Consider the following 712-nt stretch of genomic DNA (forward strand, 5'->3'; position numbering starts at 1 on the left):
ACGTAAAGACTTACGAGCGCTCGAAGAAAAAAACCACGGTTAATCTACGAAGGCTTATCTTTAGATAGGGTTTTATCACTGGCTATTTATAAATACCTCTATGATTGATTGGTACTTGTAATATGCTGAGTAAATAGATTTAGTTATTGTTATAACCAAAATGATAAGGTTGCCTCGTGCTGCCTTATCATTTTTGTCTTTGAGCTTGTTGTGAATAGTGGGGCATAAGGAGTATAGATAGAGAATTTTTAGTAAAACTGCTATAGTGCCAGCCAAGAGGTTTTTGCATTTATTTATAGTAGAGTGATGATTTTACTCAATATGACTTGCAAAGCGATTATGATAAAAACGATATAGCTACGCTGACCTGTGAGCTCATTTGATACGATTTCACCATGCTGCATCAAACATTACACAATCAAAAAAACAGAGTTTTTATATAAAATATTCTATGTTTTTAACAGTAATATTTAGGGAAAATTATGACGGACAATATCAATAAAGAGACAACAGACAATAACGCTGGCACCAGTGATAAAGGCAATGCATCTGAGTACATTTATCAAGACAATGCATTCCCTACTATGCCGACCATCGCCAGTGACAGTCCATGGTTAAGCGCTTATGAGCGTTATAGCATCGATGCTACGATTGAGATGCCAGAGGACAGTACCTCTTTACTTGATGTGTTTGAGCGTAACTTTAGCCGTTA

The 712-nt window shown here is 36.1% G+C and carries 1 pseudogene; it reads left to right on the forward strand.

Features of this window, described 5'->3' with window-relative positions:
- Nucleotides 1-482 precede the first annotated feature (482 nt).
- Nucleotides 483-712, forward strand: a pseudogene (locus tag ACS8FC_RS17460) (long-chain fatty acid--CoA ligase); the annotation flags it as partial.

The organism is Psychrobacter sp. 1Y4 (assembly GCF_051847555.1).